Source organism: Mesorhizobium sp. M5C.F.Ca.IN.020.32.2.1 (assembly GCF_004023105.1).
Classification (GTDB): Bacteria; Pseudomonadota; Alphaproteobacteria; order Rhizobiales; family Rhizobiaceae; genus Mesorhizobium; species Mesorhizobium wenxiniae.
Genome location: NZ_RZSX01001502.1, coordinates 1 through 728, shown reverse-complemented (window position 1 = coordinate 728; position 728 = coordinate 1). Strand labels below are relative to the sequence as shown.

The following is a 728-nucleotide window of genomic DNA, read 5'->3' as shown; positions in this document are numbered from 1 at the left end:
CGATTCGCTTGACGCCAATCCGCTCCGTCAAATGTCGGGATTGGATGCTTTAGGACCGATTTTCAGCGGCGCATCATTTTCATCCGGATTGGGGACGGGAGCTTCGTCGGGAAGTCTGTCCGGATCCGGCTCACGTACAGGCTTCGGTTCAGGAAATGGCGGTGGCGTGGGCGCCGGAGTGGGCGTTGGTTCGGGAGTGGGAAGAATGGCCATGGTGTGATTTCCTTCCGCTCGCTGCACTCTGCCTTGGCGGGTCGCCGACGTCCGCCGGATTTTTGAGGCCTACCCGTTTCGACCGGTTTCGCTCTAGGGGCCGATGCACGCAGAACGACCACGCTTGCCTATGGTTCCGATGGGAGCCTCCGATGACCCCGCAGGCATTGAGCGCTCATGACAGGACGGCGCCGTCAGAAAAGTGATCGAATGGTCCGCGCATAAGGGCCTTGTCGGCGTCGTGGAGCGCCATAATTTCCATTTCAGGGTGGGACGAACTCACCTGCTGAATAGGAGGCGGCCGTGAAGCACCAGACACTTGACCAACTGCATACCGTTGCCGACGTTCACGCTGAAGCAACAGACCTCGTAGCGACCCGAAGCCAGCGTCTCGAACGTTGGGCGAAACTGCTGGAGAAAAATCCCGATCGGCGTCTCGAAGCGCTGACGGGCACCGAATATAAGTCCCCTGAGATACGCGAAAAAATGCGTTACAACGACTCGCCTCTCACGGT

The 728-nt window shown here is 58.9% G+C and carries 1 protein-coding gene and 1 pseudogene; one reads left to right on the top strand and one right to left on the bottom strand.

Going from position 1 to position 728, the window contains the following annotated elements; all coding sequences use genetic code 11:
* Window positions 1-27 precede the first annotated feature (27 nt).
* Window positions 28-213, bottom strand: coding sequence for a hypothetical protein (locus EOA86_RS37095; protein WP_036267210.1), 186 nt, complete (start codon window positions 211-213; stop codon window positions 28-30).
* Between the two features lie 303 nt (window positions 214-516).
* Between EOA86_RS37095 and EOA86_RS37090 the strand changes: the two are divergent.
* A pseudogene (locus tag EOA86_RS37090) lies at window positions 517-728 on the top strand (hypothetical protein); the annotation flags it as partial.

Coding starts and splice junctions, on each gene's coding strand:
- EOA86_RS37095 (WP_036267210.1), bottom strand. CDS start 213: ATGGCCATTCTTCCCACTCCCGAACCAACGCCCACTCCGGCGCCCACG.